Annotated in this window: 21 protein-coding genes; 10 read left to right on the forward strand and 11 right to left on the reverse strand. The window is 57.3% G+C overall.

Translation table 11 applies throughout. The features are described from left to right. The first annotated feature begins 29 nt into the window (after window positions 1-29). A complete protein-coding gene (gene iolE / locus B3041_RS12200) occupies window positions 30-926 on the forward strand; it encodes a myo-inosose-2 dehydratase (RefSeq protein ID WP_292974371.1) in 897 nt (298 codons plus the stop codon). Window positions 927-1100: 174 nt separating this feature from the next. Here the strand turns inward: iolE and glpD are convergent, their stop codons facing one another. Next, entirely contained in the window at window positions 1101-2609 is a 1509-nt protein-coding gene (glpD, locus tag B3041_RS12205; protein ID WP_065648548.1) for a glycerol-3-phosphate dehydrogenase, read from the reverse strand. 228 nt (window positions 2610-2837) lie between these two features. On the opposite strand from glpD, the gene glpE reads away from it, so the two are divergent. From glpE to malQ, 4 genes are all read left to right on the forward strand, one after another. Continuing rightward, a complete protein-coding gene (glpE, locus tag B3041_RS12210) occupies window positions 2838-3164 on the forward strand; it encodes a thiosulfate sulfurtransferase GlpE (protein ID WP_065648549.1) in 327 nt (108 codons plus the stop codon). Between the two features lie 33 nt (window positions 3165-3197). Then, window positions 3198-4028 carry a rhomboid family intramembrane serine protease GlpG gene (gene glpG / locus B3041_RS12215; RefSeq protein ID WP_292975229.1) on the forward strand — a complete coding sequence of 277 codons (831 nt, stop codon included), beginning with the start codon at window positions 3198-3200 and terminating at the stop codon, window positions 4026-4028. Between the two features lie 32 nt (window positions 4029-4060). Beyond that, the gene (locus tag B3041_RS12220; RefSeq protein ID WP_065648550.1) at window positions 4061-4819 is read left to right on the forward strand and encodes a DeoR/GlpR family transcriptional regulator; all 759 of its coding nucleotides are present in this window, start codon (window positions 4061-4063) and stop codon (window positions 4817-4819) included. Between the two features lie 133 nt (window positions 4820-4952). Further along, a complete protein-coding gene (gene malQ / locus B3041_RS12225; protein WP_292974375.1) occupies window positions 4953-7007 on the forward strand; it encodes a 4-alpha-glucanotransferase in 2055 nt (684 codons plus the stop codon). Window positions 7008-7046: 39 nt separating this feature from the next. On the opposite strand, the gene nfuA is transcribed toward malQ, so the two are convergent. Further along, on the reverse strand, window positions 7047-7622 hold the full coding sequence (nfuA, locus tag B3041_RS12230; protein WP_039380973.1) for a Fe-S biogenesis protein NfuA: 576 nt from the start codon (window positions 7620-7622) through the stop codon (window positions 7047-7049). 58 nt (window positions 7623-7680) lie between these two features. After that, window positions 7681-8358 (reverse strand): DNA utilization protein GntX, encoded by a 678-nt coding sequence (gene gntX, locus B3041_RS12235; protein ID WP_292974379.1) that lies wholly within the window; start codon window positions 8356-8358, stop codon window positions 7681-7683. A gap of 35 nt (window positions 8359-8393) precedes the next feature. On the opposite strand from gntX, the gene bioH reads away from it, so the two are divergent. After that, window positions 8394-9167, forward strand: a complete 774-nt coding sequence (gene bioH, locus B3041_RS12240; protein WP_065648553.1) for a pimeloyl-ACP methyl ester esterase BioH — start codon at window positions 8394-8396, stop codon at window positions 9165-9167. On the opposite strand, the gene B3041_RS12245 is transcribed toward bioH, so the two are convergent. Continuing rightward, a complete protein-coding gene (locus tag B3041_RS12245; RefSeq protein WP_065648554.1) occupies window positions 9148-10833 on the reverse strand; it encodes an alpha-amylase family glycosyl hydrolase in 1686 nt (561 codons plus the stop codon). The genes bioH and B3041_RS12245 overlap by 20 nt on opposite strands. Window positions 10834-10959: 126 nt before the next feature. Next, window positions 10960-13281 (reverse strand): Tex family protein, encoded by a 2322-nt coding sequence (locus tag B3041_RS12250; protein ID WP_414692383.1) that lies wholly within the window; start codon window positions 13279-13281, stop codon window positions 10960-10962. Between the two features lie 191 nt (window positions 13282-13472). Between B3041_RS12250 and greB the strand changes: the two genes are divergently transcribed. After that, window positions 13473-13958, forward strand: a complete 486-nt coding sequence (gene greB, locus B3041_RS12255) for a transcription elongation factor GreB (RefSeq protein ID WP_065648556.1) — start codon at window positions 13473-13475, stop codon at window positions 13956-13958. A gap of 56 nt (window positions 13959-14014) precedes the next feature. Here greB and yjbE read toward each other — a convergent pair whose 3' ends face one another. Further along, window positions 14015-14254: an exopolysaccharide production protein YjbE gene (yjbE, locus tag B3041_RS12260; RefSeq protein WP_065648557.1), complete on the reverse strand. Its 240-nt coding sequence runs from the start codon at window positions 14252-14254 to the stop codon at window positions 14015-14017. A 497-nt stretch (window positions 14255-14751) separates the two neighbouring features. On the opposite strand from yjbE, the gene ompR reads away from it, so the two are divergent. Both ompR and envZ read left to right on the forward strand, forming a co-directional pair. Continuing rightward, window positions 14752-15471 (forward strand): two-component system response regulator OmpR, encoded by a 720-nt coding sequence (ompR, locus tag B3041_RS12265; protein WP_001157751.1) that lies wholly within the window; start codon window positions 14752-14754, stop codon window positions 15469-15471. After that, a complete protein-coding gene (envZ, locus tag B3041_RS12270; protein ID WP_065648558.1) occupies window positions 15468-16826 on the forward strand; it encodes a two-component system sensor histidine kinase EnvZ in 1359 nt (452 codons plus the stop codon). The genes ompR and envZ overlap by 4 nt, the downstream gene beginning before the upstream one ends. Before the next feature lie 54 nt (window positions 16827-16880). Here the strand turns inward: envZ and pckA are convergent, their stop codons facing one another. The 5 genes from pckA to B3041_RS12295 all read right to left on the reverse strand — a co-directional run bounded on the left by pckA (window position 16881) and on the right by B3041_RS12295 (window position 22550). Beyond that, the gene (gene pckA / locus B3041_RS12275) at window positions 16881-18500 is read right to left on the reverse strand and encodes a phosphoenolpyruvate carboxykinase (ATP) (RefSeq protein ID WP_065648559.1); all 1620 of its coding nucleotides are present in this window, start codon (window positions 18498-18500) and stop codon (window positions 16881-16883) included. Window positions 18501-18768: 268 nt separating this feature from the next. Next, window positions 18769-19641: an Hsp33 family molecular chaperone HslO gene (gene hslO / locus B3041_RS12280; protein WP_292974403.1), complete on the reverse strand. Its 873-nt coding sequence runs from the start codon at window positions 19639-19641 to the stop codon at window positions 18769-18771. A 25-nt stretch (window positions 19642-19666) separates the two neighbouring features. Further along, the gene (hslR, locus tag B3041_RS12285; protein ID WP_065648561.1) at window positions 19667-20068 is read right to left on the reverse strand and encodes a ribosome-associated heat shock protein Hsp15; all 402 of its coding nucleotides are present in this window, start codon (window positions 20066-20068) and stop codon (window positions 19667-19669) included. 13 nt (window positions 20069-20081) lie between these two features. Then, window positions 20082-20372, reverse strand: coding sequence for a hypothetical protein (locus tag B3041_RS12290; RefSeq protein WP_292974406.1), 291 nt, complete (start codon window positions 20370-20372; stop codon window positions 20082-20084). A 42-nt stretch (window positions 20373-20414) separates the two neighbouring features. Then, entirely contained in the window at window positions 20415-22550 is a 2136-nt protein-coding gene (locus tag B3041_RS12295; protein WP_065648562.1) for an intracellular growth attenuator family protein, read from the reverse strand. A gap of 388 nt (window positions 22551-22938) precedes the next feature. Between B3041_RS12295 and nudE the strand changes: the two genes are divergently transcribed. Beyond that, window positions 22939-23505: an ADP compounds hydrolase NudE gene (gene nudE / locus B3041_RS12300; RefSeq protein ID WP_065648563.1), complete on the forward strand. Its 567-nt coding sequence runs from the start codon at window positions 22939-22941 to the stop codon at window positions 23503-23505. Window positions 23506-23532 lie beyond the last annotated feature (27 nt).

Here is a 23532-nt window from a genome sequence, read left to right on the forward strand (position 1 = left end):
TCCCGCCGCCCTGATTCCGGGATCTGAAGATGAACAAAGAGAATGTAAAGCTGGCGATAGCACCGATCGGCTGGACCAATGATGACATGCCCGATCTGGGCAAAGAGAATACTTTCCAGCAGACCGTCAGTGAAATGGCGCTGGCCGGGTTTACCGGCAGCGAAGTCGGCAGTAAATACCCGCGCGATCCGGCTATTCTGAAACCGATGCTTGATATCCGCGGCATTGAGATCTGCAACGCCTGGTTCAGCACCTTTTTTGCTAATGGCGATAAAGCGAAGACCATCGATGAGTTCGTCAATCATATGAACTTTCTGCACGCCATGGGCGCGCGCGTTATCGGCTGTTCAGAGCAGAGCAAAAGTATTCAGGGCACTACGCTGGCGGTGTTTGAGCAGAAACCGGTGTTCAGCGATGAAGAGTGGCGTCTGACGGCAGAAGGCTATAACGAACTGGCGCAGCTGGCTGCAGAAAAGGGCATGCGCGTGACGTTGCATCACCATATGGGCACCGGGATCCAGACGCCGGAAGAGATTGACCGCTTTATGGCGCTGACCCATGACAATGTAGGCCTGCTCTATGATACCGGCCATATTTACTACTCCGAAGGCTCACAGCAGGCGATGCTGGATGTGCTGACCACGCATCTGCCGCGTATTTTCCACGTGCATCTGAAAGATGTCCGCGACGAAGTGGTGGCTGAAGTACGTGAGAACTCCCTGTCGTTTCTTGATGGCGTGAAGAAAGGCACCTTTACCGTGCCGGGAGATGGCGCGATCGATTTCGCGCCGGTGTTTAAAATTCTCGACGATGCGGGCTATAAAGGCTGGATGGTGGTAGAGGCGGAGCAGGATCCGGCTATTGCCAACCCGTTTGAGTATGCGGTAAAAGCACGCAACTATATCCGGGAACACGCCGGACTCTGACAACGGCTGCTGTGCCCCTGCACCCCTGCGCCGCTGCCGCTCCCCGGAGCCGCCGCGGCGCTCGCTTATTGCCACGCCGTACCGCCGGTGTCTGCGCCCCTGACTGAAACGCTTATCCGGCGACATAAAAAAACCCCGCAGCGTGTGCGGGGTCGGGAAAGCGAATAACGGCGTTTATGATGCGAGCGAAAGCGCCGGCTTCTGGCTGTTGCGGGCCAGCCACTCGCTGATGCGCGCCTGCTGGGCCTTGTTCAGCCACATACCCTGCTTGGTACGACGCCAGATGGCATCATCCAGTTCGCGTACCCACTCGTTTTTCACCAGGTAGCGCAGTTCAGCTTCATAAAACTCATGGCCAAAGTTCTCACCCAGATCGGTCAGGCTGGTGGCACCCTCAAGCAGCATTTCGGTGCGGCTGCCGTAGGTGCGGGCATAGTGCCGCGCCATGTTTTCACTGATAAACGGATAGCGGCGACGCAGGCTGGCAGCGTAGTCGTCACGCGTGCCGGAGAAGTCACCGCCCGGCAGCACGGCGCTCTTCGTCCAGGCCGGACCGGCGTTCGGATAGTACTTCGCCAGTTTCTCCATTGCGTGTTCAGCCAGCTTGCGATAAGTGGTCAGCTTGCCGCCAAACACCGACAGCAGCGGCGCTTCACCGTTATCGTCACGCACGTCCAGCGTATAATCACGGGTGATCGCCTGCGGTGAATCTGACTCATCATCACACAGCGGGCGCACGCCGGAGTAGCTCCAGACGATATCGTCTGCGGTCAGCTGCTTTTTAAAGTGCGCGTTAAACACCTTCAGCAGATAGCGCGTCTCTTCCTCGTCAATCTTGACGTTTTTCGGATCGCCTTTGTACTCTACGTCAGTGGTACCGATGATAGAAAATTCATCCATCCACGGGATCACAAACACAATACGATTATCTTCGTTCTGCAGAATATACGCCTGCTTCTCGGTGTGCACACGCGGCACCACAATGTGGCTGCCTTTGATCAGGCGAATACCGTAGGGTGATTTCAGCTGCAGGCCGTCGTCAAACAGCTGTTTAACCCACGGACCGGCTGCGTTGACCAGGCCTTTAGCGCGCCAGGTCAGGATTTTGCCGGTATCGACCTCTTCTGCCTCAACCATCCACATGCCGCCTTCACGCCATGCGCGATTAACGCGGGTACGGGTGCGCACTTCGCCACCTTTGCGCTCAACTTCCTGCGCATTCAGCACCACCATACGGGCATCATCCACCCAGCAGTCAGAATATTCGAAACCGCGCGTAATTTCCGGCTTCAGCGCTGACTCCGCGCCAAAACGCAGGCCTTTACTGCCTGGCAGCGTGGTGCGCTTGCCGAGACGGTCATACATAAACAGGCCCATGCGGATCATCCACGCCGGGCGCAGGTGCGGGCGGTGCGGCAGACGAAAGCGCATCGGGAAAGCGATGTGCGGCGCCATTTTTAACAGCACTTCACGCTCTGCCAGCGCTTCGCCGACCAGGCGAAACTCGTAGTGCTCAAGATAGCGCAGGCCACCGTGAATCAGTTTTGAACTGGCGGAGGAGGTGGCACACGCCAGATCCCGCGCCTCCAGCATCAGCACAGACAGTCCGCGTCCTGCAGCGTCCACTGCAATGCCGGCTCCGTTGATGCCGCCGCCGATCACGATCAGGTCTTTGGTTTCCACGTCATCTCCTCCGATGTTCGGAATAGTTCTAAAATGTTCGTTTTCGAGCGTAATAATAATCGGAAACCAACATTTTCGCCAGTCTTTAACGCAATAAAAACATTCCTGCGTGATGCAGCTAACATTCCGGCAGGAAAAAAAACAGATAACCCTTTTCTTTATCAGGTTATGGCACCTGTTTCTCAGGGTAAACTAGGCGCAAACAGAACAGCGGAATGAGAGATAACGATGGAAACCTTCGAGTGTATTAATGTTCAGCAGGCAAACGCGCAGCTGGCGCAGGGCGCACAGTTAGTCGATATTCGCGACCCGCAAAGTTTCGCCATGGGACATGCTGCTGGCGCGCAGCATCTCTCTAATGACAACCTGGCAGACTTTATTGCGCAGGCCCGCCATGACCTGCCGGTACTGGTGATGTGTTATCACGGCAACAGCAGTAAAGGCGCAGCACAATTTCTGCTGGGGCAGGGTTTCAGCGAGGTATACAGCATTGATGGCGGTTTTGATGCCTGGCGTGCAGCGTTTCCTGCGCAGACCGCGACCGGCAGTCTCTGATCCGCCATTTTATCCTGAGGAGAGCACCGCATGATGCGTATTACTCAGTTCAGTCACGCCCGCACCGCGCAGGCGTTTGTGGATTATATGGCGACGCGCGGTGTGACGCTGCGCATAGAGCAGGAAAGTCACTCCGTGATCGTGCTGGATGATGAGAGCCAGCTGCAGATGGTCGAAAACGAACTTGCACAATTCGTTCGCGACCCCAATCACCCGCGCTATCAGGCGGCCAGCTGGCACAGCGGCACTACCCGCAGCGGGCTGCGCTATGAGCGCAGCAATATCTGGGCCGCTATCCGGGAGCGTGCCGGACCACTGACGCTTTCGGTTATGACGCTCTGCGTCGCCGTGTTTATTCTGATGCAGATAGCAGGCGATGATGTCGCGCTGGCATGGCTGGGGTGGCCGGCTGACGCCTCGCAATATTTTCAGGTGTGGCGCTGGTTCAGCCATGCGCTGCTGCACTTTTCGCTGCTTCATATCCTGTTTAACCTGATGTGGTGGTGGTATCTGGGCGGGGCGGTAGAGAAACGACTCGGCAGCGGTAAGCTGTTTGTTATTATGCTGATTTCTGCGCTGCTCAGCGGCTGGATGCAGGCCAAATTCAGCGGCGTGCTCTTTGGTGGTCTCTCAGGTGTGGTGTATGCGCTGATGGGCTATTGCTGGCTGCGCGGCGAGCGCGATCCCGAAAGCGGTATTTATCTGGAGCGCGGACTGATTGGTTTCGCTATTGTATGGCTGGTGATTGGCTGGTATGGCGCGTTTGGTCTGGCAATTGCCAACGCCGCGCACGTGACCGGCCTGCTGGTCGGGCTGGCCATGGCTTTTATGGATACCCGCCGCGCCGTCCGTCATCAGAGATAAAAAGAACACGGCTGCAAGCCGAGGAGAGAGATGTGAAGCAGACGCAACGTCATGACGCCATTATCGATCTGGTCCGGCGTCAGGGGTATGTCAGTACGGAAGAGCTGGTTGAGCATTTTGCGGTCAGTCCGCAAACCATCCGCCGCGATTTAAACGATCTGGCCGATCAGAACAAAATTCAGCGCCATCACGGCGGCGCGGCACTCCCCTCCAGTTCGGAAAACACCGCCTGGCAGGATCGCAAAATGATGTGGTCAGCAGAAAAAGCCCGCATTGCCGCGCGCGTGGCCAGCCAGATCCCCGATGGCGCAACGCTGTTTATTGATATCGGCACCACCCCGGAAGCGGTAGCCCATGCGCTGCTGAACCATAACGATCTGCGCATTGTCACTAATAATCTGAACGTTGCCATTCTGCTGATGGGCAAGCCCGATTTCCGGGTGATCATTGCCGGCGGAGAAGTGCGCACGCGTGATGGCGGGATTATGGGCGAAGCCACGCTCGACTTTATTTCTCAGTTCCGCCTCGACTACGGCATTCTCGGTATCAGCGGCATCGATATGGACGGCTCGCTGCTGGAGTTTGACTATCATGAAGTGCGCACCAAACGGGCCATCATCGACAATTCGCGCTGCGTAATGCTGGTTGTGGATCACTCAAAGTTCGGGCGTAACGCCATGGTCAATCTGGGCAACATGGGACTGATTGATTATATGTATACAGATCAGAAGCCTCCTGCCAGCGTGCTTAAAGTGATCGAGCAGCACGAGGTCCATCTCGAACTCTGCTGATCCTGTGCCGGGCTGTGTGCCCGGCCAGCTATTTTTATCCTCTCCGTCCTGATCCGGTCGCTTTTTTCACCAGGCGCGACTTTACTTATCCTTTTGATCTCTATCCGCCAGCCCGGACGCGAAAGGAGCGTTGATGTCTCTCAGTAAACTGGATAAGGCCGCAGAAGCGGCGGGAATTGCTTTGCGTTTTGTGAATGCCAGAGGGGAACAGGAAACCATCAGCGATGAGACTAAAGAGGCGCTGCTGACGGTGATGGAAGCGCCTGCCGGCAAAACGCCGCCGGTGCCGCCGGTGCAGGTCTTTGTGGCACGCGCACGACGTGAACTCACGGTGAATGGCAAAGGAGAATTTACCTGGCAGCTGACCACCGAGCAGGGTAAAAGCCACAGCGGCACGGTACAGGGCGGTGAGAGGCTGACGCTGCCGCCGCGTCTGGCGCAGGGCTACCATCAGCTCAGCCTGCGTAAGGGACGTCAGCAGTGGCAGTCGCGCCTGATTATCGCGCCGCGTCGCTGCTATCTGCCTGAGCCGCTGGCACAGGGAGAAAAGCGCTGGGGGGCGCTGGTGCAGCTCTATACGCTGCGCTCAGAGCAGAACTGGGGTATCGGCGACTTTGGCGATTTAAAGCGCATGCTGGAACAGGTGGCGGCGCACGGTGGCGATTTTATCGGCCTTAACCCGCTGCATGCGCTCTATCCGGCGCAGCCTGAACTTGCCAGCCCCTACAGTCCGGCATCGCGCCGCTGGCTGAATATTCTCTATATTGACGTCAGCCAGGTGGCAGGGTTTCAGCAGAGCGCAGCGGCGCAGCGCTGGTGGAAAAGTGCCAAAACCCGTAAGGCGCTGGAGAATGCGCGTGCGGCAGAGGCGGTTGACTATGCGGCGGTAGCGGCACTCAAGCTGGAGGCGCTGCGTCTCGCCTGGCAGCAGTATCAGCCGCAGGCAGCGGATGACACGGCGTTCCAGGCATTTCTGACGGCGGGCGGCGAGCCTTTACGTTACCAGGCGGCGTTTGACGGCATTCTGGCTGAGCGCAGCGGGCAGGATCGGCAGGCGTGGGGCTGGGAAACGTGGCCGGAGGGCTGGCGCAATGCCGCACAGCCTGAAGTACAGACGTGGTGCGCGCAGCATGAAGAAGAAATTGGCTTCTGGAGCTGGCTGCAGTGGCTGGCGCATCAGCAGTTCAGCGACTGCTGGCTGCGCAGTCAGGAGCTGGGTATGGCGGTGGGTCTCTACCGCGATCTGGCGGTGGGTGTGGCTGAACATAGTGCAGAAACCTGGCAGGATCCGCAGCTCTATAAACTTGGCGCCTCGGTCGGTGCGCCGCCCGATCCGCTGGGACCGCTGGGACAGAACTGGGGGCTGCCGCCGCTCGATCCGCACGTGCTGCGCGCACGTGGTTATCAGCCGTTTATCGACCTGCTGCGCGCAAATATGCGCGACTGTGGCGCGCTGCGCATCGACCATGTGATGTCCCTGCTGCGGCTGTGGTGGATCCCGCACGGGGAAAACGCGGATAAAGGTGCCTATGTCTCCTATCCGGTAGACGATCTGCTGGCGATTCTGGCGCTGGAGAGTCAGCGGCTGCGCTGCATGGTGATTGGTGAAGATCTCGGCACCGTGCCGCAGGAAATTGTCAGACTGCTGCGTGACAGCGGCGTTTTTTCCTGGAAAGTACTGTTCTTTGAGCAGGAAAAAGAGGGGCGCTATCGCCTGCCCGACAGCTATCCGCAGCAATCTATCGCCAGTGCCAGCACCCACGATCTGCCTACGCTGAGCGGCTTCTGGCAGGCAGACGATCTGGCGCTGGGTGAGAAGCTGGGGATGTATAAAGGCAGCACGCTGCAGTCGCTGCAGGCGCAGCGCGTTAAGCAGAAGCAGGCGCTGCTGGATGCGCTGCATCAGGCTGGCGCAATGCCGGCGCGCAGTGTAAAGCAGGCGGAAAAGCAGGCGCTGACGCCGGCGTTTAATCAGGCTATCCATCGTTTTCTGGCGCTCACCGGCAGCGCGCTGCTGGGCCTGCAGCCGGAAGACTGGATGGGCATGACGACCCCGGTTAACGTACCGGGCACGACAGATGAGTATCCTAACTGGCGACGCAAATGGAGCTTTACGCTGGAAGAGGCGTTTGCGGATAACAACGTGAAGAAGCTGCTGAAAACGGTAAGCGAGGCGCGCAAAGCGTAGCGAAAATGCGGCAGCACAGCGTGCTGCCGCATGAAACCATCAATAGTAGGAGTGTTCGCCGCGCTGATGTTCAGTGAGATCGCGGACACCTTTCAGTTCCGGGAAGGCCGCCAGCAGCTCTTTCTCAATGCCATCTTTGAGCGTGACATCAATCATCGAGCAACCGTTACAGCCGCCGCCAAACTGCAGAACGGCGATGCCATCATCAGTGATCTCCATCAGCGAAACACGGCCGCCGTGGCTGGCCAGCTGCGGATTGATTTGTGCCTGCAGCAGATACTCTACCCGCTCTGCCATCGGTGCATCGTCAGAGACTTTACGCATTTTCGCGTTTGGCGCTTTCAGGGTCAGCTGGGAGCCGAGATTATCCGTAACGAAGTCAATCTCTGCATCTTCAAGATAGGGTGCGCTCAGCTCGTCCACATAGGCGGAGAGTTTATCGAACTTCAGTTCGGTATCCGTGGCTTCTACCGCGTCAGGCGGGCAGTAGGAGACGCCGCACTCGGCGGTTGGCGTACCCGGGTTGATAACGAATACGCGGATCTGGGTGCCATCTTCCTGTTTTGACAGCAGTTTTGCGAAATGCTCTTGCGCAGTATCAGTAATACGGATCATGGCGATTGCTCAATAGTTGACTAAATTACCTGGTTATAATACGCCCAACACCGACGCTCTACAAGGTACGGCACAGGCAGCCAATATGGATGCTGGCAGCGCCCTGAGCCTGCAGCAGGCGGCTGATTTCCGCTACGGTGCTGCCGGTGGTGACCACATCATCAATCAGCAGGATATGGCGATTCTGCACCGGCATTTCAAGGCGGAATGCGCTGCGCAGATTATGACGGCGCGCGCGGGCATCAAGCTGATGCTGGACGCTGCTCTGCCGTATCCGGCTGACACCTTCACGATATTCACAGCGCAGCCAGCGAGCCAGCGGCTGCGCGAGCAGCGCAGACTGATTAAAGCCACGCTGCCAGGCGCGCTGGTGATGCAGCGGCACGCTCAGCACCAAATCGAACGCGGGATCGGGTTCACTCCGGCGCTTTGTTAACAATTTTAACAAAAGCAGCCGCGCCAGCATCACCCTGAGTGCTATCGCGCGGGAAAATTTCAGCTGCTGTACCCAGTGACTCAGGGGCGGAATGTAATCGCTGACGCAGGTTAAGCTGTGCCACGGCGGCGGCTGATTCAGGCAGCGTCCGCAGCGCTGCGGTGTGGTGGCAGGCAGGCCGCAGCAGGGGCAGAGCGCGGGCAGAGCGGGCAGCTGATGCAGACAAAGACTGCACAGACCGTGATGGGCAATCTGCAGCGGAAGATGGCATAGCCAGCAGCGGGCCGGGGTTGATAGCATAGCGACCTCTTTTTCTCTTTTCAGGAGTGTAACCGATGAGTTCGCTTTACTGGCACACCACGGGCACGGGCGATCGCGATCTTGTGCTGCTGCACGGCTGGGGACTGAACGCCGAAGTGTGGCAACACATTGTTCCGCGACTCAGCCCTCATTTTCGCCTGCATCTGGTGGATCTGCCCGGGTTTGGCCGCAGCGCCGCGGCTGGTCCGCTGACGCTGATGCAGATGGCGCAACACCTGCTGCCGCAGCTGCCTGATCGCGCCACGCTGCTGGGCTGGTCACTGGGCGGGCTGGTGGCCAGTCAGCTGGCGCTGCTGCAGCCCGCGCGTGTGGCTGCGTTAATCAGCGTGGCCTCCTCACCCTGCTTCACCGCACAGGCGAGCTGGCCGGGTATTAAACCCGACACGCTGACCGGCTTTCAGCAGCAGCTCAGTGACGATTTCCGGCGTACCGTTGAGCGCTTTCTGGCATTGCAGACTATGGGGACAGAAAACGCCCGTCAGGATGCGCGTCAGCTGAAAGAGGTGGTGCTGTCGCAGCCGATGCCGTCAGTGGCGGCGCTGCAGGGCGGTCTGGAGATTTTGCGACAGAGTGATTTACGTCAGGCGCTGGACCACCTTAGCGTGCCGTTTCTGCGACTGTATGGCGCACTGGATGGGCTGGTCCCGCGCCGTATTGCCGGTGAGCTGGATACGCGCTGGCCCGGCTCCCCGTCGGTGATAATGGAGAAGGCGGCGCACGCACCGTTTATTTCACACCCTGAGGCGTTCTGCGGGCACGTGACGCAGTTTATCCGCGCAGCCACATAAACTGCCATGCGGCCAGCGTCACCGGCGCGCCGCCGTCCACTTTTTGGCCGCTGACCAGATCCTGATAATGGCGCGCCTGGGGCAGCGTGGTGGTCATTTCACGGCTGCTCAGGTTGAACAGACACAGCAGCCCCTCCTCATCTGGCGCATGGCGGCGAAACAGCAGGAGTGCATTGTCGCTCTCCAGCAGCGTCATGGCATTATCAGGATGAAACGCGGGCTGACGGGTGCGCAGCTGGATCAGCGCACTCAGCCGTTCAAACACCTGCTGACGCAGCCAGTCGCCACCGCTGATCCACTGCTCCATTTCGCGCAGGCTATATTTTTCGCGATTGATGGCGCGGTTGTGGCCGGCAGCGCGCACCCCTTCGTTATCGTTACGCGAGCCGAGGATGCTCTGAATATAAATGGCGGGCACGCCCGGAAACGCCAGCAGAATGGCGTGCGCCAGCAGGAAACGGCGCAGGCGCGTCTCATCATCATCGGTCTGGTGGTTAAGCGCATCGAGATAGGTAACGTTGATTTCATAAGGGCTGGTGGTGCCGTCAGGATTATTTTTATACGACACCAGCGCCCCCTCCAGCGCCAGTTCACGCACCAGCGCAACAATTTCAGGCTCTGACAGAATGCCGCGCGCCGGATTCAGGCCAATACCGTCGTGCGAGGCGAGAAAGTTAAAAAAGGTGGTGCTGCCGCTGCCAGGCGTCAGCGAGGCGGCCCACTGACGCAGCGCGCGCGCTGAACCGGCATGGATCGCCTGCAGCACCAGCGGCGGCAGAGAAAACTGATACACCATCTGCGCCTCGTCGTCACCGCGGCCAAAGTAGCTGATGTTATCCTGATGCGGCACATTGGTTTCTGTGATGATCACCGTACCCGGTGCGACGACATCGGCGACGGCCCGGAACAGCTTCACCAGCAAATGGGTTTTGTGCAGGTGAATGCAGCGCGTGCCTGGTGTTTTCCACATATAGCCAACCGCATCCAGCCGCACATAGTCCGCACCTTTTTTCAGGTAGTCGAGCAGTACCCCGATCATGCGGATCAGCACATCCGGGCTGGCGAAGTTAAGGTCGATTTGGTCGGCGCTGAAGGTGGTCCAGATATAGCGCGTGGTACCATCGGCCAGGGTAAAAGGCGTGAGCAGCGGCGAAGTGCGCGGGCGGGTTACGGCGCTGAGATCGGTGGCTGGCGGCATGCTGATAAAAAAATCATCCCAGCCCGGATCCTGCGCCAGATAGTGGCGAAACCAGGCGCTGTGCGCCGAGATATGATTACAGACAAAATCGAACATCAGCCGCGTCTGGCTGTGCAGCGCCGCAATCTGCTGCCAGTCACCGCAGATCGGATTGACGTTATGGTAGTCGATAACCGAAAAGCCATCATCGGACGAATAGGGGAAAAAGGGCAGCAGGTGCACCAGGTTAAAGGCCGATTGCAGGTGCTGCTGATAAAAGCGCGTAAAACTGGCGAGGGTGGGCTGTTCCGGCTCACGAAACTGATCGGCGTAAGTGATGAGCACCACATCTTTCTCATCCCAGTGCGCTTTGCGCGGCAGCTTTACGCTGTCACGTGCGGCGCGAATATGTGACAGCAGGCGCTCGCGCGCCATGGCGGGCAGGCGTCCTTCATAGATCTCATCGAGCAGGGCGTTGATTTTATCCATCAGATTGTCAGGCCACGCGGAAGGTCAGTGGATCACACAGATTTTTTCAGCGTAGCCTGACAGGGCGATTTCGCAACCCGTTACCTGCAGCCCCGGGCCGGCTGCAGGCAGATCAGGGGGCTGAAATCAGCGCTTTTTACCAAAAGCCGCAGCCAGCGCATCGCCCATTGCGCTGTTGCCCGCCGCCGCAGGCTTACCGCGTGCTTTGGCCGGATTCGCTGCACGCGCCGGTTCTCTGGCAGCCGGACGGCTACCGCTGCGCGCGTTGCTCTCACCCGGCTGCTCATCCAGACGCATCGTGAGCGCGATACGTTTACGCTGCAGATCCACTTCCATGACTTTGACCTTCACGATATCACCCGCTTTCACCACCTGATGCGGATCTTCCACGAAGCGATCGGAGAGGGAAGAGATATGCACCAGTCCGTCCTGATGCACGCCGATATCCACGAAAGCACCGAAATTCGTCACGTTGGTGACGGCACCTTCCAGAATCATGCCGGGCAGCAGATCGTTCATGGTTTCCACGCCTTCGGCAAACTGCGCGGTTTTGAATTCAGGACGCGGATCGCGGCCTGGCTTTTCCAGCTCTTTGATGATGTCGGTTACGGTTGGCAGACCAAAGCGTTCATCGGTAAAGTCGCGCGCGTTAAGATCGCGCAGGCTGCCGGGATTCCCCATTAGCGCATCCAGCGCCTGCTCAGTGGCAGACAGAATGCGCTCCACCAGCGGATACGCTTCCGGATGCACCGTAGAGGCATCCAGCGGATTATCACCGTGATTGATCCGCAGAAAGCCGGCGCACTGTTCAAACGCTTTTGGCCCGAGACGGCTCACTTTCAGCAGCTGCTGACGATTCTGAAAACGCCCGTTTTCATCGCGCCAGCTGACAATATTTTGCGCCATCATGCGCGTCAGGCCCGCCACGCGCGTGAGCAGCGCGACCGAGGCGGTGTTGAGATCGACGCCGACGGCGTTGACGCAATCTTCAACCACCGCATCCAGTTTTTTCGCCAGCTGGCTCTGACTGACATCATGCTGATACTGGCCGACACCAATTGATTTAGGGTCGATTTTCACCAGCTCGGCCAGCGGATCCTGCAGGCGGCGGGCAATAGAGACTGCACCGCGCAGCGAGACGTCGAGGTCGGGAAATTCCAGAGCTGCCAGCTCGGAGGCGGAGTAAACAGAGGCGCCCGCTTCACTGACAATCACTTTTTGCGCGCTGACCTGCGGGAACTGTTTCTGCACATCGAGGAAAAAGCGCTCGGTTTCACGCGAGGCGGTTCCGTTACCAATCGCCACCAGCTCAACCTGATGTTTTATGCAGAGTGCTGCAACGGCAGCAGCAGCTTTCGCCGCCTGACCGGTGTGCGGATAGACCGTATCGGTGGCCACCAGCTTGCCGGTCGCATCGACTACGGCAACCTTCACACCGGTGCGCAGGCCAGGGTCAAGCCCCATTGTCGCGCGCATCCCGGCCGGAGCGGCCATCAGCAGATCGTGCAGATTGCGGGCAAAGACGTTGATCGCTTCATCTTCAGCGCGTTCGCGGATAGTTCCCATCAGTTCGGTTTCGAGATGCAGCAGCACCTTGATGCGCCATGTCCAGCTCACCACCGCTTTGCGCCAGCTGTCAGCCGGCGCATTGTTCAGGCGCAGACCCAGGTGATCGGCAATCAGCGTTTCGCCATAGCTTTCACGTGGTGCCTCTTCACTCTGCGGATCGGCATTCAGCGACAGCTGCAGTACACCTTCGTTGCGGCCGCGAAACATCGCCAGAGCGCGGTGCGAAGGCACGCTGCTCAGCGCCTCGTGATGATCGAAGTAATCGCGGAATTTAGCGCCCGCATCTTCTTTGCCTTCAATGACGCGTGCCGTCAGGTGGGCATTTTTCCACAAATAGTCGCGCACTTTAGCCAGCAGCGCAGCGTCCTCGGCAAACCGCTCCATCAGGATATAGCGTGCACCATCAAGCGCTGCGCGCGTATCCGCCACGCCTTTATCCGCATCCACAAAGCCTGCCGCAACCGCTTCCGGCTGCTGCGAGGGATCGTTCCACAATGACTCAGCCAGCGGTTCCAGGCCCGCTTCAATGGCGATCTGCCCGCGCGTACGGCGCTTCTGCTTATAGGGCAGATAGAGATCTTCCAGCTCGGTTTTACTCAGCGTGCTGTTGATAGCCTGCGCCAGTTCCGGCGAGAGTTTGCCCTGATCGTCAATCGACTTCAGAATTGACTGGCGGCGATCGTCCAGCTCGCGCAGATAGCTCAGGCGGCTCTCCAGCGCGCGTAGCTGGGTATCATCCAGCCCGCCGGTGACTTCCTTACGGTAACGTGCAATAAAGGGGACGGTATTCCCTTCATCCAGCAGGCGTATGGCGGCATCGACCTGTTCGGCGCGTGCCTGCAGCTCACCTGCGATAATCTGGCTCAGCGAATCTTTCATCATCAGTAACGATCTTGCTTATCCGGGGTTAAAAACAGGGGACAGTTATACGGACTGAGGGCGTAAATTGCCAGCCGGCAGGGCGGCAATCCATCTTTTTCTGAATGGCGCCCGCATCTTGCTGCCTGCGGCAGCGTCGCTTATTGTACGCAGCTGGCGACCTGCAAAACTGACATGAATGAGCCGATGTAATGAAAACTCAACTGATAACCCGCGAAGGCTATAACAAGCTGCGTGCCGAGCACGATCATCTGTGGAATGAGAAGCGTCCGGAGGTCACCCGTATCGTCTCCTGGGCCGCCAGCCTCGGCGATCGGTCAGAAAATGCGGACTACACCTATAACAAGCGCCTGCTGCGGCAGATCGACCGGCGGGTACGCTACCTGCGCAAATGCCTCGCTGAACTGAAAATTGTTGATTACGCCCCACAGCAGGAGGGCAAGGTCTTTTTCGGCGCGTGGGTTGAAGTGGAGAATGAGCAGGGTGAGAAAAAGCGTTTTCGCATCGTCGGACCGGATGAGATCTATGGCGACAATGTGAAAGCGTACATCTCCATTGATTCACCCATGGCGCGGGCGCTGATCAAAAAAGAGGTCGATGATGAAGTCACCGTTAATACGCCTGAAGGACAAAAGACCTGGTTTGTGAATCAGATTAACTATCACAACCCGGCATGAGTGAACTGCGCTGCACGTGACGACAGTCACAGGCAGCGCAGGCCGCTTTATGACGCTTACTTGCCCGGCACCGTTGCGGTCGTGGTTGAGGTGCTGCTGCCATTACCATCACCACCGCCCATGGTCGCCAGCGCCACACCCAGCAATGCTGCTACCGCGCCCACGCCAATTGCATCCGAGTTGCCTTTTGCCGTCGTTGACGCCTGCGCACCCGCGGCTTCACCGACTGACGTTGCCGCCTGAACATGGGTAAGGCTGGAGAGAACCAGCGCGCTCAGCAGAACAACTTTTTTCATTTTTCTTCTCCACATGACACCGATAGGGTCGATACAGCAGAAGTGTCGGAGATCATCGGGCCGGACGAAAGTGGTGTTTACTCGCTGATTTAACTGTCTTTATTTATAAGTGGTCTTGGATTGTACCGCTGCTGGCACTCTTCCGAGAGCGTTATCAGGCGCTAACCGGAATCTGCGCAGTTTTGTGCTGCTTGGGGGCGCTATCCCGCTGAATTGGGGGGAAAGTACAGGGCAGGCCGTCACACAGCCAGAAAAGTGTGACTGAACCACGCGCAGTGAGAAAAAGTGCCGTTTTTTCAGACAAGCGCTAAACAGGGTAAAATCAGCGCCCAAAAGCGGGAGCAGAGCCGCATTTCAGGCGAGAAATTAAATATAAGCTCCTGTTTAATATGCTTTGTAACAATTTCGCTTAGAATATAAACCATAAATGTCTGTCACAGACAGGTCCCTTATCCTCACAATATTGCTTCAGGCAATGGCGCCTTTGGGAGTTGAACATGCAAGAGAACTACAAAATTCTGGTCGTTGATGACGATATGCGTCTGCGCGCGCTGCTGGAACGCTATCTCACCGAACAGGGCTTTCAGGTGCGCAGTGTCGCGAATGCTGAACAGATGGATCGCCTGCTGACGCGTGAATCTTTTCATCTGATGGTGCTGGATTTAATGCTGCCAGGTGAAGATGGCCTCTCTATTTGTCGCCGTCTGCGCAGCCAGAGCAACCCGATGCCGATTATCATGGTAACGGCTAAGGGTGAAGAGGTTGACCGCATTGTCGGACTGGAAATCGGCGCCGATGACTATATTCCCAAGCCGTTTAACCCGCGTGAACTGCTGGCGCGTATCCGCGCGGTACTTCGCCGTCAGGCCAACGAGCTGCCGGGTGCGCCGTCACAGGAAGAGGCGGTAATCGCGTTTGGTAAATTCAAACTGAACCTCGGCACACGTGAAATGTTCCGTGAAGATGAGCCTATGCCGCTGACCAGCGGAGAATTTGCCGTGCTGAAAGCGCTGGTGAGTCATCCGCGCGAGCCGCTTTCGCGTGACAAGCTGATGAACCTGGCCCGCGGGCGTGAATACAGCGCCATGGAACGTTCAATCGACGTGCAGATTTCGCGCCTGCGCCGCATGGTGGAAGAAGATCCCGCGCATCCGCGCTATATCCAGACCGTCTGGGGTCTGGGCTACGTCTTTGTGCCGGACGGCAGTAAAGCATGAGGCGACTGCGCTTCTCGCCCCGCAGCTCCTTTGCCCGCACCCTGCTGCTGATCGTTACCCTGCTGTTTGTCAGCCTGGTAACGACGTATCTGGTGGTGCTGAACTTCGCTATTCTTCCCAGCCTGCAGCAGTTTAATAAGGTACTGGCCTACGAAGTGCGTATGCTGATGACCGATCGGCTGCAGCTGGAAGATGGGACACAGCTGGAAGTGCCACCCGCCTTCCGGCGCGAAATTTACCGCGAGCTGGGGATTTCGCTCTATACCAACGCGGCGGCAGAGGAGAGCGGGCTGCGCTGGGCGCAGCACTATGAGTTTCTTAGTGAGCAGATGGCGCAGCAGCTTGGCGGCCCGACCGATGTGCGCGTCGAGGTCAACAAAAACTCGCCGGTCGTCTGGCTGAAAACCTGGCTTTCGCCCGATATCTGGGTACGGGTGCCGCTGACGGAAATTCATCAGGGCGACTTCTCACCGCTGTTCCGCTACACGCTGGCGATTATGCTGCTGGCGATTGGCGGAGCCTGGCTGTTTATCCGGATGCAAAACCGGCCGCTGGTGGATCTGGAGCACGCGGCGCTGCAGGTGGGCAAAGGCATTATTCCGCCACCGCTGCGTGAATATGGTGCCTCTGAGGTCCGTTCGGTGACACGCGCCTTTAATCAGATGGCGGCAGGGGTCAAGCAGCTGGCTGACGATCGCACATTGCTGATGGCGGGTGTCAGCCACGATCTGCGCACGCCGCTGACGCGCATCCGTCTTGCGACCGAAATGATGGGTGAGCAGGATGGCTATCTGGCTGAGTCGATTAATAAAGATATCGAAGAGTGCAACGCCATCATTGAGCAGTTTATCGATTATCTGCGCACCGGGCAGGAGATGCAGACCGAGCGGGCCGATCTCAACAGCGTGCTGGGAGAAGTGGTTGCGGCTGAAAGCGGTTATGAACGCGAGATTGAAAATGCGGTCATGACCGATGAGCTCATACTGGATATCAATCCGCTCTCTATTAAACGCGCGGTGGCGAATCTGGTGGTCAACGCTGCGCGTTATGGTAACGGCTGGATCAAAGTCAGCAGCGGTCAGGAGCTTAACCGCGCCTGGTTCCAGGTGGATGATGATGGTCCCGGCATTAAACCCGATCAGCTGCAGCATCTGTTCCAGCCGTTTGTGCGCGGCGACAGCGCCCGGAGCACCAGCGGCACCGGGCTGGGGCTGGCGATTGTGCAGCGCATAATCGATGCGCATGAAGGGTCGCTGGAGATCGGGGCCAGCGAGCGTGGCGGATTACGTATCCGCGCGTGGCTGCCGATGCCGGAAAACAGCACCGCGCTGGCCAGCGTCGCGCACAGCGCCTGAACAGATAAAAAAAGGGCGGCAATAATGCCGCCCGCTGCCACTGCTCAGCCGTACTTACAGCTGCGGACCCGCCTGTACCAGCGCTTTACCCGCGTCGTTGTCAGTATACTTCTCAAAGTTGGTGATAAAACGCTGTGCCAGATCCTGCGCGGCCTGCTGCCACTCCGCTTCGCTCTGCCAGCTGCGGCGCGGATCCAGCGTGGCGGCGTCCACCCCGGTCAGCTGCGTCGGGATCTGCAGATTGAACACCGGCAGGGTCTCGGTCGCGGCGTTATCCAGCTCGCCTGCCAGAATCGCATTGATGATCGCCCGCGTATCTTTCAATGAGTTACGCTTGCCGCTGCCATTCCAGCCGGTGTTAACCAGATAAGCCTGTGCGCCTGCCGCCTCCATGCGCTTAACCAGCACTTCAGCATATTGCGTCGGATGCAGGGTCAGAAATGCGGCGCCAAAGCAGGCAGAGAAGGTGGGCGTTGGCTGCGTGACGCCGCGTTCCGTGCCGGCCAGCTTGGCCGTAAAGCCGGAAAGGAAATGATACTGCGTCTGCTCTGGCGTCAGTCGTGACACCGGCGGCAGCACGCCAAACGCGTCAGCCGTAAGGAAAATCACCTTTTTCGCGTGACCCGCTTTGGACACCGGCTGCACGATGTTTTCGATGTGATTGATCGGATAAGAGACGCGGGTGTTTTCGGTTTTGCTGCCATCGGCGTAATCCACGCTGCCGTCGGCACGCACTACCACGTTTTCCAGCAGCGCATCGCGACGGATGGCGCGATAGATTTCCGGCTCTGCCTGTTCAGACAGGTTGATGGTTTTTGCATAGCAGCCGCCTTCGAAATTAAAGACGCCGTCGTCATCCCAGCCGTGCTCATCATCGCCAATCAGCTGCCGCTCAGGATCGGTGGAGAGCGTGGTCTTACCGGTGCCGGAGAGGCCAAAGAACACGGCCACGTCGCCCGCTTTACCCACGTTTGCGGAGCAGTGCATTGAGGCGATGCCTTTCAGCGGCAGCAGGTAGTTCATGATGGCAAAGAGGCCTTTCTTCATTTCGCCGCCGTACCAGGTGCCGCCGATCAGCTGCATGCGCTCAGTGAGGTTAAATGCAACGAAGTTTTCTGAGTTCAGCCCCTGCGCCTGCCAGTCCGGATTGGTGCACTGCGCCGCGTTCATCACCACAAAATCAGGCGTGAAGCTGGCCAGCTCTTCATCGGTCGGACGGATAAACATGTTTTTGACAAAGTGCGCCTGCCAGGCGACTTCCATCACAAAGCGTACGCTCAGGCGGGAGTCAGGATTGGCACCGCAAAATGCATCAATCACAAACAGGCGTTTGCCTGAAAGCTGCTGCGTACAGCGATCCTTCAGCGCCTGCCAGGTCTCCTGGGAAAGCGGCTGATTATCGTTTTTACCGTTGCCGGTACCGTTCCACCACAGCGTGTCACGCGTCGTGTCATCGCGGACAATATATTTATCTTTCGGTGAGCGGCCAGTGAAAATGCCGGTATCCACGGCGATAGCGCCGCTCTGCGTCAGGGTGCCTCGCGCATAACCCTCCAGCTCCGGGCGGGTTTCTTCCTGAAACAGCGTGTCATAGTCAGGGTTATACACCACTTCGGTAGTGCCGCTGATGCCCAGGTCGGCGAGGTCTTGCGATGTCAGGCCGTTAACGCGCATGTGACTGCTCCTTAAATCGGTACTTCATTGCATTTTTAGGGGGTGTCTGCCGCGTGGCGCACTCGGTTGCGCAGAACAGATCGCGCGCAGTGTACACATCTGAGCAGAAGCGGAAAGTGAAGATAGTTAAAAATGCGAACTGGAACGTGACAAGCGGAGAAATCGGCTACTTATAAAAGTAAAGTTAGCGAAAATTAGTTAATTTCCGTGAAAAAACATAGAGGTATAGTTTTATGCAAAACGGGCGGCGTGGCCGCCCGCAGCGGGATTAATGCAGCTGGTCGCTGTCGCTGACAGATTCGTTACGGATGGCGGCAATATCCACTGCATCATAGACATAGTGCGTGCCGCAATAGTCACAATGCATATCGATTTTGCCATCTTCCGCCAGGATCTCATCCACTTCGCTTTCTAGCAGCGTTTTAAGCACTTCACCGCAGCGCTGGCGTGAGCAGGTGCACTTGAAGATAACGGGCAGCGGATCGTAAACGGTGGCTTCTTCCTGATGGTAGAGGCGCCACAGCACATCGTTTGCCGGCAGCGTAATCAGCTCTTCCGCTTTAACCGTTTCAGTCAGCATGGCCAGATGATTGAAATCATTCTGACTGGTATCCTGCGCAGGCAGAACCTGCAGTAAAATACCGGCCGCGCCCTGCTCATTGGTGCGGATAAACAGGCGGGTAGGCAGCTGCTCAGAACGCATGAAATAGTCTTCCAGGCAGCCTGCCAGCGTATCCGCCTCCAGTCCTACCACACCCTGATAGCGCTCGCCTTTTTCTGGCGTAATGGTAATCACCAGATAGCCGTTACCCACCATTTCTTTCAGCGTACTGCCGGAGGCAATCTCTGCATCCTCTTTTACACGCGCCACGCCACGCAGCTCCTGGCGGTTATTACCGTTGATCACTGCCAGCGTCAGCGGGCCGTCGCCCTGCAGCTGTACCGTAATGTCCCCGTCAAATTTCAGCGTGGCGGTCAGCAGACTGGTTGCGACCAGCAGCTCGCCCAGCAGCGTTTTTACCGGCTCTGCGTAGTCATGGTTACGCACAATTTCATGCCAGGTGTGGGAGACATTGACCAGCTCGCCGCGTACGGCAACGTTTTCAAACAGGTAACGGTGTAATTGATCTTGAACAGACATAAGTTTTCTCTCACAGGGGTGCGAACTATTCATCACCCGACAGTTTAAATTTCATCAAATCACGGCGCTCTTTTTTATCAGGCCGGCGATCCGGATGTGGCATGGTCAGCGCATTCATCTTGCGCGCCAGCGCCGTTTTTTCCCGCTTTTCCACGCTGGCGTCGGTTTCGCTATACATCAGCTGCGCTTCGCTGGCGGGACGGCGCTGATCGCTGATGGCGTTGATAATAACCGTCCGCTCGTCGTTTCCCTGTCGCAGCGTTAATTCTGCGCCGGACTCAACCAGCTTGCTGGGTTTACTGCGCTGGCCGTTATAGTGAACCTTGCCGCCTTCGATCATTTCACGTGCCAGCGCGCGGGTTTTATAGAAGCGCGCGGCCCACAGCCATTTATCAAGGCGTACGCCGTCGCTGATTTTTTCTTTCATTGTGGCTCCTGCTTTAACGCAGCGTTTCATCTTTACCGGTAAACGGGTCCGGCAGCGCGGCGCTGAAAAAGGGTAGCGGCCGACTGGCGTCGAAGCGGCTGACGCCTGAGTCTCTGCGCCGGACGTTAGCCGGAACGGGTTCACTGTCATTAACGTGTCGCGCAGTATGCGACAGGCTATGCGGCGACACGCCGCAGAGACAAATCGGCAGATATCCGGAAATATGGGCAGAAAGTGAGAAATCAAGGTGCGACGCGATGCCGCACTCTATCAGTTTAGCGTAAATGCCGGCTCCGTCAGCCACTGCCAAAAAACGCGCGACAGGGTAGCACACAAGGGCGGAGGGTCAGAACAGCGAGCGCACGCTCTGCATAGTGCTGAGATTATGATTAAAGCATTTATCGTAATATTGCTGAATTTCCGCCATACGCAGCCGGTTACGATGGATGCGTCGCAGCGTCAGCAAGCCGTTTACCACCGCTGAAATCAGCAGTATCAGCATCAGCACAACGCTGCCAATGTAGCGCCACTGCGCCATTGCATCGGGTTCGTTATGCAGCATGATATGGCGCGTCCCGTTCGCATCCGTACTCATGCTGGTGATAATACCGCTGGCGCTGAACGGGGTATGCAGCAGCATGCCCGCGATACGCTGCAGCTCGCGCCACTGCGAAGGCGCGTCAAGATCAAACAGGGAAACGGCAGGCTGCGGCTGCGTCACCAGCTGACGTCCTTCATCGCTGATAATGAGAAAACCGCCCGGCGGCGGACTGTTAAGCGTTTCCGCAGCACGACGGGTCTCACGGGAAAAGAAGGTCGAGGTCGCGGTATTCACCAGATTTTCCAGCGCTTCGGCACTGACAGGCCTTAACAGCACATTCATGCCGCTGAGTTTGCCGGTATCTGCACGATGGATCAGCGAATCCCAGTCTTTGGCATTGCCCAGATTCACCAGGGCATTTTTCAGCCGGACACAATCCTGCTGCTGACTGCAGAGATCCTGTGTCCTGAGCACCAGCTCTGAAAAATCATCCAGCAGAATCATGCCTGACTTCTGAATCGCGGAGGCGAGCTGCGGATTAAGCTTGGGATCGGTGCTGGTTTCCGGATGCAGCTGGCGCAGGGTGGTATCCAGCAGCGCGGCGGCCTTATCGATAATGTCAGACTGCGGCTGCGGCAGCGGAGCGGCTTTGTTCCAGTAGATAGCCGAGCAGTCAAAAGGCATGTAAGTGTAGGTGCGATTACTTTGGTAATTGCCTGGCACAGAGCACATACCGGTCCCCGTTACTCTGAGTACATCGCCGACGTGCAGCGGCAGGGCAGAGAGCTTATCTACGCTGTCGACCTGAATACTCTCCGTACCTTTGACCCATGCCAGACTCAGCTTGAGCGGCATACTGAGCGGGATCCAGGTCAGCAGCATCGCCAGCACCAGCAGTGAACCGCAGGTCAGTACCAGATTCTTGCGCCACCGTTGTACCGGAAAATTTCTGACCTCATCCTGCAGCGACAAAAAATGCCCCTGACGCACGACCTGGCGGTTCAGATAGATATCCACTTCGGTGATCTGTCCAAGATCGTGGGTAATGTAGGGCTGCCAGTGCGGCGGATAAATGAGATCGATAATACCCAGCGAAATATTGCTCTGCTCCTGGTTCGATTCACCAAACAGGCCCCAGCGTTTCGGTGCGCCGCGCAGACAGTGAATATCGCGCAGGCCTTTCTCTCCGGGAAAACGACAGAGAAACCAGAGGCTGACGGCGATCATCACGCAGCCGGGAGCTACCAGCCAGATCAGGAGATTGCCTGGCAGCACCAGACCGAGAAAAAACAGCAGAAAAGCGCAGCAGATAACCACGGCTTCACGCGTACCGTCAGGCCGCGAAAGCTGGTACTCCTCATGCGACTCTTTGCGTACCCGCAGTAATTCGACGTTTTCGCTCTCTGCTTTGCGGATAGAGGCGTTGGTACTGGCAGGCTGTATCAGCGGCGGCAGAGCAGGTTGCTCAATGGCGTAATTAACCAGCGAGTGACCATTCAGAGAGATGACCAGCGGCAGCGACTGCGTGCGGATCAGCTCAACGTAGTTTTCGTCTGCAATATACTGTTCCCAGAGCGGCGGCAGATGTACTTCAACTTCATCCAGATAGTAGCGCCATTTATGGGGATCGTCGGTTGAGAGGCCGTAACGGGTAATAGAACGGGTAACAGGATAGACATTGTTGCTTTGTGCCGTCAGCGTTAGCGCTTCCGCCTCCCTGGTAAAGCGCGCACGGGTGCGCGGCGGCTGACGTTTAGCCAGCGCAGCCAGATACTTTTCTACTGCAGTGCGCTCATCATCAGAGAGTTTGCGGCAGGGCGGACTGATAAACGGCAGGGGTCGCGCTAACGGCGGACGATGCCGCATAGCGTACCAGTAAGCGATACCAGCTAATGATGAGCCGACCAGCATCACTGTCAGGATGACAATAAAAGTGCTCATGCTACGCTCATTCCAGCCAACGAAATGCCTTCACGTTAACGTTCTACTCCCGGCGAAAATCGTAAGATGTGTCAATTCTGGCGAGCAGATGAGGTTCTGACAAGAAGAAACACAGATAAAATAATGCGCTAAATCATCGGATTATAAATTATTAGATTAATCCCTGATAGGATGTTAACCAGGCAATACTCAATTAAATATCGGCATTTTCTGAATTTGGATCCAAAGCGTTGACTTACGCTTAAAACAGGCAGGCAGAGAACACGCCGTACTCCGGGCTGCGCAATCCGGCGGCGGCTTAGCCTATGTTGCCTGTCGCACATTTGCGCAGCCTTCGGTATGCTGGCGCTATCGCATTTCACAAGGTTGTGCAACGTCTGAGGCTGATATGACCACTCCATTGAAAAAACCTGACATCCTCAAGGTAGAAGCGGTGGCGCGCTCCCGCCTGTTTACCATTGAAGCCGTCGATCTCGCTTTCAGCAATGGTGCACGCCGTGTTTATGAGCGCATGAAACCTTCTGAACGCGAAGCGGTAATGATTGTGCCGATTCTCGGCGACGACGTGATTCTGATTCAGGAGTATGGGGTAGGGCTGGAAAGCTATGAGCTTGGTTTCCCTAAGGGACTGATCGATCCGGGCGAAAGCGCCTTTGAGGCGGCTGACCGCGAACTGAAAGAAGAGGTCGGCTACGGAGCGACCCGCCTTGAAGCGCTGGGCAAGCTCACGATGGCACCCTCTTACTTCTCCAGTAAAATGAATATCGTTGTGGCGGAAGGACTCTATGAAGAGAAACTGGAAGGTGATGAGCCTGAGCCACTGGTGGTACGGCGCTGGCCGCTGAAGAACCTGCTGGCGCTGCTGGAAGAACCTGATTTCAGCGAGGCGCGTAATGTCAGTGCGCTGTTTCTGGTGCGCGAATGGCTGGTAAAACAGGGCCGGCTTGATTACTGAATAAAGAAAGGCGCCCGCAGGCGCCTT

The sequence above is a fragment of the Pantoea sp. UBA4549 genome, from assembly GCF_002387285.1.
Classification (GTDB): Bacteria; Pseudomonadota; Gammaproteobacteria; order Enterobacterales; family Enterobacteriaceae; genus Pantoea; species Pantoea borealis.

Coding starts and splice junctions, on each gene's coding strand:
- iolE (WP_292974371.1), top strand. CDS start 30: ATGAACAAAGAGAATGTAAAGCTGGCGATAGCACCGATCGGCTGGACC.
- glpE (WP_065648549.1), top strand. CDS start 2,838: ATGGAAACCTTCGAGTGTATTAATGTTCAGCAGGCAAACGCGCAGCTG.
- glpG (WP_292975229.1), top strand. CDS start 3,198: ATGCGTATTACTCAGTTCAGTCACGCCCGCACCGCGCAGGCGTTTGTG.
- malQ (WP_292974375.1), top strand. CDS start 4,953: ATGTCTCTCAGTAAACTGGATAAGGCCGCAGAAGCGGCGGGAATTGCT.
- nfuA (WP_039380973.1), bottom strand. CDS start 7,622: ATGATCCGTATTACTGATACTGCGCAAGAGCATTTCGCAAAACTGCTG.
- gntX (WP_292974379.1), bottom strand. CDS start 8,358: ATGCTATCAACCCCGGCCCGCTGCTGGCTATGCCATCTTCCGCTGCAG.
- bioH (WP_065648553.1), top strand. CDS start 8,394: ATGAGTTCGCTTTACTGGCACACCACGGGCACGGGCGATCGCGATCTT.
- B3041_RS12245 (WP_065648554.1), bottom strand. CDS start 10,833: ATGGATAAAATCAACGCCCTGCTCGATGAGATCTATGAAGGACGCCTG.
- B3041_RS12250 (WP_414692383.1), bottom strand. CDS start 13,281: ATGAAAGATTCGCTGAGCCAGATTATCGCAGGTGAGCTGCAGGCACGC.
- greB (WP_065648556.1), top strand. CDS start 13,473: ATGAAAACTCAACTGATAACCCGCGAAGGCTATAACAAGCTGCGTGCC.
- yjbE (WP_065648557.1), bottom strand. CDS start 14,254: ATGAAAAAAGTTGTTCTGCTGAGCGCGCTGGTTCTCTCCAGCCTTACC.
- ompR (WP_001157751.1), top strand. CDS start 14,752: ATGCAAGAGAACTACAAAATTCTGGTCGTTGATGACGATATGCGTCTG.
- envZ (WP_065648558.1), top strand. CDS start 15,468: ATGAGGCGACTGCGCTTCTCGCCCCGCAGCTCCTTTGCCCGCACCCTG.
- pckA (WP_065648559.1), bottom strand. CDS start 18,500: ATGCGCGTTAACGGCCTGACATCGCAAGACCTCGCCGACCTGGGCATC.
- hslO (WP_292974403.1), bottom strand. CDS start 19,641: ATGTCTGTTCAAGATCAATTACACCGTTACCTGTTTGAAAACGTTGCC.
- hslR (WP_065648561.1), bottom strand. CDS start 20,068: ATGAAAGAAAAAATCAGCGACGGCGTACGCCTTGATAAATGGCTGTGG.
- B3041_RS12295 (WP_065648562.1), bottom strand. CDS start 22,550: ATGAGCACTTTTATTGTCATCCTGACAGTGATGCTGGTCGGCTCATCA.
- nudE (WP_065648563.1), top strand. CDS start 22,939: ATGACCACTCCATTGAAAAAACCTGACATCCTCAAGGTAGAAGCGGTG.